Annotated in this window: 10 protein-coding genes; 4 read left to right on the top strand and 6 right to left on the bottom strand. The window is 32.1% G+C overall.

Annotation, left to right across the window (positions count from 1 at the left end):
• Positions 1–70: 70 nt before the first annotated feature.
• From DRF58_RS17385 to DRF58_RS17350, 6 genes are all read right to left on the bottom strand, one after another.
• Positions 71–256 (bottom strand): hypothetical protein, encoded by a 186-nt coding sequence (locus tag DRF58_RS17385; protein WP_116037178.1) that lies wholly within the window; start codon positions 254–256, stop codon positions 71–73.
• A 180-nt stretch (positions 257–436) separates the two neighbouring features.
• Positions 437–697, bottom strand: coding sequence for a hypothetical protein (locus DRF58_RS17380; RefSeq protein ID WP_116037177.1), 261 nt, complete (start codon positions 695–697; stop codon positions 437–439).
• Positions 654–1,337 (bottom strand): response regulator transcription factor, encoded by a 684-nt coding sequence (locus DRF58_RS17375; RefSeq protein WP_116037175.1) that lies wholly within the window; start codon positions 1,335–1,337, stop codon positions 654–656. The genes DRF58_RS17380 and DRF58_RS17375 overlap by 44 nt, the downstream gene beginning before the upstream one ends.
• Before the next feature lie 2 nt (positions 1,338–1,339).
• The gene (locus DRF58_RS17370) at positions 1,340–2,068 is read right to left on the bottom strand and encodes a sensor histidine kinase (protein ID WP_245955583.1); all 729 of its coding nucleotides are present in this window, start codon (positions 2,066–2,068) and stop codon (positions 1,340–1,342) included.
• A gap of 646 nt (positions 2,069–2,714) precedes the next feature.
• Positions 2,715–3,182 carry a hypothetical protein gene (locus tag DRF58_RS17355; protein ID WP_116037171.1) on the bottom strand — a complete coding sequence of 156 codons (468 nt, stop codon included), beginning with the start codon at positions 3,180–3,182 and terminating at the stop codon, positions 2,715–2,717.
• A 7-nt stretch (positions 3,183–3,189) separates the two neighbouring features.
• Positions 3,190–3,462 carry a hypothetical protein gene (locus DRF58_RS17350; RefSeq protein ID WP_116037169.1) on the bottom strand — a complete coding sequence of 91 codons (273 nt, stop codon included), beginning with the start codon at positions 3,460–3,462 and terminating at the stop codon, positions 3,190–3,192.
• Positions 3,463–3,842: 380 nt separating this feature from the next.
• Here DRF58_RS17350 and DRF58_RS17345 point away from each other — a divergent pair, with 380 nt between their 5' ends.
• From DRF58_RS17345 to DRF58_RS17330, 4 genes are all read left to right on the top strand, one after another.
• Positions 3,843–4,094, top strand: a complete 252-nt coding sequence (locus DRF58_RS17345; protein ID WP_116037167.1) for a type B 50S ribosomal protein L31 — start codon at positions 3,843–3,845, stop codon at positions 4,092–4,094.
• Positions 4,095–4,254: 160 nt separating this feature from the next.
• Positions 4,255–5,415 (top strand): GlmU family protein, encoded by a 1,161-nt coding sequence (locus tag DRF58_RS17340; protein WP_116037166.1) that lies wholly within the window; start codon positions 4,255–4,257, stop codon positions 5,413–5,415.
• Positions 5,416–5,564: 149 nt separating this feature from the next.
• Entirely contained in the window at positions 5,565–7,217 is a 1,653-nt protein-coding gene (locus tag DRF58_RS17335) for an Ig-like domain-containing protein (RefSeq protein WP_116037164.1), read from the top strand.
• Positions 7,214–7,654, top strand: a complete 441-nt coding sequence (locus DRF58_RS17330) for a heme-binding domain-containing protein (protein WP_116037163.1) — start codon at positions 7,214–7,216, stop codon at positions 7,652–7,654. Before DRF58_RS17335 ends, DRF58_RS17330 begins: the two co-directional genes overlap by 4 nt.
• The last annotated feature ends 601 nt before the right edge of the window (positions 7,655–8,255 follow it).

Below are 8,255 nucleotides of genomic sequence, written 5' to 3'. Positions count from 1 at the left end.
AGTGCTTTGAATTATCAAACTATTGAAGAGTTTAACAATCAAAACAAAATTTATCAAAATGTAGCTTAACTTATACTGGAATTTTTATTTGCATATCCATAATTCTGGGAGCAATGATACCGTCTATTTTTGTTAAGTCTGATGGGCTGGCAACAATATCTAAAGTTGCCATTGGTGTTTGCGTGTTGATGCCGACTTGTCCAAAAGAGAGTGTGTTTATTAAAAATGTCGATAAAGCAATGAATGTCTTTTTCATCTTGTCGATTTTTATATTGTGACAAAGATGTAAAGAGTAGCTTAAGCACAGTAGAGTAGAAATAATGAATTTTACAATTAGGTATTTATACGGATTGTTTCTTTTGATCAATAAAAAAGCCCCATTAAATAATTGATGAGACTCTAGAAATATGAAGTTGGTTTAGTTTTTATGGTTTTTCTATATGCTTTTTTCGTGGATGTCAAGAATGCTATTTTTTTCATTGATTTCACTCTTCATTTTTATGACTTTAAAAACATTTTCTTTCAGTTCTACAACTTCAAACTTACCCTGAGTTGTTCCTGTCGTAATGTGTGGTTTTGCCGAGAAAGTTCCTCTTGGTGTTTTAACAATCTTTAGAATTACGATAGCGTAGAAATGCGCTATTTTTCTAAATTTACAATTTGATAGGAACCGTGTGGATGTTATTAATAACAGCATAAATCACAATTCCGACTGTATTTTTGGCACCAATTTTATCTAGAATTTTTTGTCTGTGACTTTCCACAGTTCTTGGACTTAGAAAAAGAATATCTGCAATTTCCTGATTGGTTTTCTCTTCGCAAATCAGTTTTATCACATCTATTTCCCGATTGGACAATGTTTCTTCGTTATCGAAAAGAGACTTTTTACGGGAAGGCGTGTTCATATAAGTCAGCAGCATCTCGTGGTCTTCTTTGGTGAAGAACATTCCGTTTTTGTGAACAGCTTCTATGGCTTCTATAAAAGTTGCTTTGCTGGAGTTTTTTGGGAGAAAAGCAGAGACACCCAATTTTATCATATAACCTAGAACACTACTTTTGTAATGAGAAGAAAGAATAATCAACTTAAGTTCTGGATATTTCTTTTTCAGAATCTCGACTAGTTGAAAACCATCCATTGGTTCCATCTGTACATCTGTCATTAGAATATCGGGGAAATTATCAGCTTCTAAGTTTTCCAAGTGTTCCAGAATTTGGTTGCCAGATGTTGCAGAATAATCTACCGAAATGTTGGTTTGGGCAGAAAGCAACATTTTGATACCTTCCAAAATGAGTTGTTCATCATCTACCAAAACGAGTTTGATGGTTTCATTCTTCATAGTTAATTTGGGATATTAATGATTAGTCGGCTTTGTTTTCCTATTTGGTTTTTCCATTTATAGAAACCTTTCATAGAAACAATTCGGGATTCTATATTTTTGAGACCCATTCCTTTTTTTGCTTTTTCGTAGTCGAAACTTTCGCCATTGTCTGTGATAATCATTGTGAGATATTGCTGATGATTTCTGATGTAAACAACCACTTCATTCGCTGTAGAATGTTTAATCACATTGGTCGTGAACTCTTGAATCACTCTGTAAATCTGAACTTCTGTGAAAATATCTTTTTTCTGATATCTAGGATCGATGTCAAGAATCAATTCTATATTTTGGGAAAGATTCGTCGCCAATTCTTGTAGATACAAAACTAATCCCAATTTTTCCAAATTCACAGGATAAAGAGAATGCGAAATGTTTCTTGTAGAATCTATTAATTCTGTAATCTGCGTTGTAATCACTTTTTTGGAAGCTTCTTGATTTTCTGCTTCCAGATTATTGAGCCAAAGCGAAAGAATATTAAGTCGGTTTCCAATATCATCGTGTACAGAAATGGCAATCCTTTTTCGCTCGTCTTCTTGTCCTTTGATATTTTCAATAGATAATTCTTTCTGATGATCCATCTCGGCTTGAAACTGAAGATCTTTTTCCTGAATGATTCTTTGGATAAAAGTTCTGTAAGCTATTAATATAAAAGAGATGATGATAATCAAAACGAGAATCAGTATAACCAAAAAGATGATATTGAGTTTTATTTCTTGAATGACAAAAATGTTTTAATGAATAAACTGTAAATTATGCAAACCATTAAATTATTAATTATCCAAAAAACATTAAAATAATTTATAGGCAACTCTAAAAGTTGGTGCTGAAAAATAAAAATAAAAATACTTACAGCAAAATACAAGAAATACATTTTGTCAATAAGCTGGAAAGTATTTTTATTTTTAATGTGTTTAATGTCTCCGATTAAAGAATACCCTATCAAACAAATTAATAAGATGTTAGAAATGGTTTTAGAATAATCATTATTATAGTGGTAATTAGAAAAAATAGTATCTGCGAATAAAAAGTATAAACCTATACAAATAGAGATTAAAATAAGATACTTATTTAAGTTCATTTTTTTATGAAGAGTGTTGTGATTATTAAAAACTCTCCAGCTATATATATTTTGTATAGGAATGAAGTGTTTTCAAAATTCAAAAATTCGGTTAAAATATAATTACTTGATTCTATAAATAAGAGAAATAATATATAATGGATATACCATTTCTCAATTTTTGATACTATTTTATACTTTAAAATTGAAAAAATAACCGCAAATAAGAGCAAGATATATGTTAATATTAAAGTCCAATAATAAAGATTATTCATTTTTTAACCTGATATTGTAATGCAATGTGGTGGGCAAGGCTTTGACCAATCATAAGTATTAGAAGGGTCTGTTACTACTTCATAAACTGCACCTAGGGCGCCAACTTTATCTCCCATTGTATTACTGACGAAAATTAAAGTAGCTAACAGTCTTTCATAAACTGCAGAATATTTGAAACCAAAAACGCAAACGATATCTCGTGTGTTTTGCTGATTGTGCAAAAGATCTGCTTTTGGGATGTAGAAACTTTGGAAAAGTCTTTGTCCTTTGAACTCCAGAGATTCACGTTGCAAATAATCCATTGCATTTTCTTTCCAAGATTCTATTTCGTCTATAGCTTTTAGTTGTCCTGTAATTGGCTCGTTCATAACAGGGAAATCCAAGTCAGAATCTTCTTTGCCTTTACTCAGGTCTTTTGTCAAAGTATAAGTACTGGTTACAGTATAAGTTTTGGTCTGCTTTAGAGTCAAATCGCTTTCAAGAAATTAACTCATAATTTTCTAAAGTTTTGACATCGCCTGCATTGGTTCTAGGTGTAAGAATCAAGACCAATTTATTTTCCCAAACGCCGATGTCTGCACGGAAATAAGTTTCTGCTTCGTTCTCCTTATCAAACCATTCGATTTGTTCACGAGACAAGATGAAAACCTGTTCTGGAGATATGATTTTTTGGATTTCAGAATAATTGGATTTGATTGCTGCCCAATTTTTTACGGCAGAGGTGTAATTCTCGTAAGTAAATATTGACATTGATTTTCATTTTTTAGTTTGGGATAAAAATAAAGAAACTAATTTGTAATAGCAATACTGATAAGTGTTTATTAATGTAAAACTGATAAAATTGTTTTATGACCATATAGACACATAGGTTTAATGAAAACAAAACGAATAATAGCCAACATTGTTTCCTGTTTTTTTCTTTTTTGCACTTAAAAATTGTGATTTTCTATGTGACTATGTGGTTTTAATTGTTTGTTTAACAAGCTCAAGTAGATTCGATATTTTTTAATTTTAGATAAATAATATTTGCAGAATAAAAAATAATTCCTATTTTTGCATCCTCAAAACCAGAGTTATCGGATCCATTAGTCCAGGCTCATATTATAACAAATTTTAAAACTTCTGAAAAAATGAAACAAGGCATACACCCAGAAAATTATAGATTAGTAGTTTTCAAAGATATGAGCAACGATGAGATGTTCCTTTGCAAATCTACTGCTGATACAAAAGATACTATCGAGTTCGAAGGAACTGAATATCCTTTAATCAAAATGGAAATCTCTTCTACTTCTCACCCTTTCTACACAGGTAAAACCAAATTGGTTGACACTGCGGGTAGAGTTGATAAGTTTATGAACAAATACAAAAAATTCGCTAAGTAATCTTAGTCTGTTTTTAAAAATATCAAAACCTTTCGGATTTTCCGAGAGGTTTTTTTTGTTATTTTTGCTGGAGATAGAAATTAGACTTTAGAAGTTAGAAATTAGATTTTTTTGCACTTCTGTCTAACATCTAATATCTCACATCTAATATCTATAAAGAATGCAATTAGTATTTTCCGACGCACAATATTGGGAAGATTTTCTTCCGCTCACTTTTACAAGACCCGTTGCAGAAATGCGAATGGGTATCCTTACTTTTGCCGAAAGATGGAAAAAACTCTTAGAAATAGATGAGGTTTTTTACATTACCGAGGATTTTCTTCAGCACAAATTCAAAAAACCAGAGCCGAAGCAGAGTCTGTTCATTGTTCCTAATTTCTTTCCATCAGATGAGGTTTTGAAACAAATCAAAGAACTTCAGCCTGGCGAAGCTTTGGTTTACGATAACGAAGTTTTGGTGGCGAATATCAATATGGAGAATTTTTCTCTGAATCAAATCAATAAAATGACAGACATTCACGAGAAATTATTATTCATCGAAAAACCAACCGACATTTTTTCTCACAACGATTTCGCAATTAATTTTGATTTTAAATTAATGACGAAAGGTAGAACTTCTCAGGAATTATCTTCAACTAATGGATTTATCGGCGAAAAAGAAAATCTTTTCATCGAAGAAGGTGCAATAGTAGAGTTTTCTACTCTCAATTGCAAAACGGGAAAAATCTACATTGGAAAAAATGCCGAGATTATGGAGGGTTCTAATATCCGTGGTTCTCTGGCGCTTTGCGAAGATTCTAAAATTAATCTTGGTACCAAATTGTATGGGGGAACTACGATTGGGCCACATTCCAAAGTTGGTGGTGAAGTCAATAATATTGTGATTTTTGGTTATACTAATAAAGGTCACGACGGTTTTGTAGGAAATTCGGTGATTGGAGAATGGTGCAATTTGGGTGCAGATACCAATTCATCAAACCTTAAAAATAATTACGCATCTGTAAAACTTTGGAATTACAAAAAGAAAAGATTTCTAGACACAGGTTTGCAATTTTGCGGATTGATTATGGGAGATCATTCCAAAACAGCTATCAATACACAATTGAACACGGGGACAGTAGTTGGTGTTGCTGCTAATGTTTTCAAGTCTGGTTTTCCTCCTAATCTTGTAGAGAGCTTTTCTTGGGGCGGGATGAAAGGTGATGAAAAATTCAAACTGGAAAAATCTTATGAAGTTGCCGAAAAAGCGATGGAACGCAGAAAAATTCTATTCACAGAAACGGATAAAGATATTTTGAAGCATATCTATAATGAGTTTTAGTTTTAAAACTCATTTTTTTTTGTTTCTATTTTAACTTACTTTACAATTGTTGAAAGCGTTTTATCTCAAAGTTTCCTTATTTTTGCGGTTAAGTAAAATAGATTTTAGTCTAATATCTGAAATCTAATATCTAACATCTATATATAATAATGAAGCAGTTTTTTCTTTGGCTTTTTGCATCGTTGATTTTGGTAAGTTGTGCCAGAGTTGGTTCTCCCGTTGGTGGAGCAAAAGATTCTATCGCTCCAAAAATGATAGGTTCTAATATTGATTCAGCAAGAGTGGGTGTTTCTAGAAATACAAAAGAGCTCAGAATAGATTTTGATGAATATATTACTTTGAAGGATATTAGTAAGAATCTGATCATTTCTCCACCAATTCAATACACCAAGATTATTCCTTCCTCTTTGGGAAACAAATATCTGGAAATCCAATGGAAAGATACCCTGCAAGCCAACACAACTTATAACTTCAATTTTGGAAACTCTATTGTGGATCTTAATGAAAGTAATGTTTTGCCTTATTTCAATTTTGCATTTTCAACGGGGGAGAAGTTGGATGATCTTTACATCAGTGGAACTATTACAGACGCTCTTGGAAATGAAAAAAACTCAGAAGGAAAAGATAAAAATCTTGTTGTTGGACTTTATCAAGTAAAGGATACGATGAACTATCGTCAAAAACCTTACTATATTAGTAAAGCAGATCCTGATGGTTATTTTGAGCTGAATTATCTTACGCCTGGAAAATACAAGGTTGTTGGTTTTGACGATGAAAACTCCAATTCAATCTACGATATTGGAAAGGAAAGTGTTGCATTTCAGAAAGAAGAAATCAATCTGGAAAAAAGTATTTCTGGTTTGAAATTAAAAACTTTTCCCTCCAAAAAAACTGCAAAGTATAAAGAAATGTCTATTTCTACAGGTGGAGTTTTGATGACATTTGAAGGTAATCCTGAAAAAGTCGTGGTGAAAAAGGTTGGTGAAAAACCCGCGGATTATAAGATTACTCACAAATCAAAATCAGATTCGGTAAAAATTTGGTTCGATGCTACCAAAGAAAATATTGGAGCGACAGTCAGCGAAAATCTTAAGTTTTCTTATGATATAGGTTCTAAGCAAGACACGGTTTCTATTTTTTATAAAAAACCAGCAAAGGATGAAATGACAATCGCGAATCCTTTTTCTAATAAGTTAGCGCCGGAAACGGACTTCAGATTTTCATCTAATTATATTATTAATAAAATCCAACCGGAAAACTGGAAACTGGAATCGGATAGCATTGCTCAGGACTTCGCTGCCAAGATTTCGGAGTTGGATTCAACGCAAATTATTATCAAATCCAATTTCATAATTGGAAAAAAATATCAGCTAACGGTTCCGAAAAACACCTTGAGCTCTTTCTATAATAGATCCAGTGAAAGTGTACGTTTCGATTTCGAAGTTGCAAAAGCGGAAGACTTTGGTAGTTTTGCGGCACATCTTAAGAATCTGCCAGCTCAAAAATTTTGGATTCAACTTCTTAATGATAAAAATGAACCGGCTTACCAGCAATATACCAATCAGGCAGATGTCAAATTTGTAAATCTAAAACCCGGAACTTATAGATTGAGAATCTTGGTAGATAATAATGAGAACGAGATTTGGGATAGTTCAGATTTTGCTAATGAAACTATGGCAGAAGATGCTTATTTGTTCAAAAAATCTGGAGATAAAGAAGTATTGAGCAAGATTAATGTCCGTCAGATGTGGGAAATCAATGAAAACTGGGATTTAACTTTAGAAGAACAACCAATCAATTGAAGAAGATAATTTTTTGGATAGCTGTTGTTTTTCTGGCAATTCAGTTGATTCCTATTAATAGAGACAATAAAGCTATTGATAAGAATAATAATTTTGTTGATATTAATAAAACGCCTGAGAACATCAGATTGATTTTAAAGAATGCTTGCTACGATTGCCATTCCAACGAAACCAAATATCCTAAGTATTCTTATATCGCTCCGATTTCTTGGGCGGTTAAAGATCATATTAATGAGGGGCGCGAGTATCTCAATTTTTCAGAATGGGGATCTTACAACAAGGACCTCAAACAAAATGCCATTGAAAAAACAATTTCTACAGTACGCGATTTGCAAATGCCTTTGCCGTCTTACATTGGTTATCATCCCAAAGCTAATTTGACGACAGAGCAGAGGGTAATTTTAGAAAATTACTTCAGTAATCCAACAATTAAGTAACTTTAGAATATTATTCTTATTCATAACTCTATTATTATATGTAGTTGAATAATCTGAATCATATATTATTAATGATTTTTCCCGTTTGTTCAATTTTGACTTCTGCGTAATAAAAATCTTCTCAATAAAAGATATATCTTACATCAATTATTTCATTTCGAACTCTATTTTTGCTTTTTCATTAATTTAAATATAATGGATGTTTGTGATGGAAAAGTATGATTACTAGAACTAATTAAAATTAAACGCGCTACAAATCAGAGTATTTGGTTTACGGGAATCATAAAATAGGCGAATAAGTTTGCGGTTATGATAAAAGTATGTATTTTTGCCACCGCTTTAAGAGAGCAGCGCAGAAGAAGGTAGAGACAAGATTAGATAAAAATAAAGAGGTTACAAATCTTAAAAAATATCTAATAAAAAGTTTGCTAATGATAAAAGTTTAATTATCTTTGCAACCCCAAACGAGAGTTAGGGGGAGCGCAGGATAAGGTTAAGCAAGCGTAATCAAAACAATTTTCGAGTAACGAAAAAAAACTTTAAAAAAGTTTTGGTAGTTTGGGTAAAACTTTATACTTTTGCACTCGCAAATCAGGGACAA

Origin of the sequence: Epilithonimonas hispanica (assembly GCF_003385395.1) — a bacterium.
Taxonomy (GTDB): Bacteria; Bacteroidota; Bacteroidia; order Flavobacteriales; family Weeksellaceae; genus Epilithonimonas; species Epilithonimonas hispanica.
The sequence above is the reverse complement of the archived record's forward strand: the minus strand, read 5'-3'. Positions and strand labels throughout refer to the sequence as shown.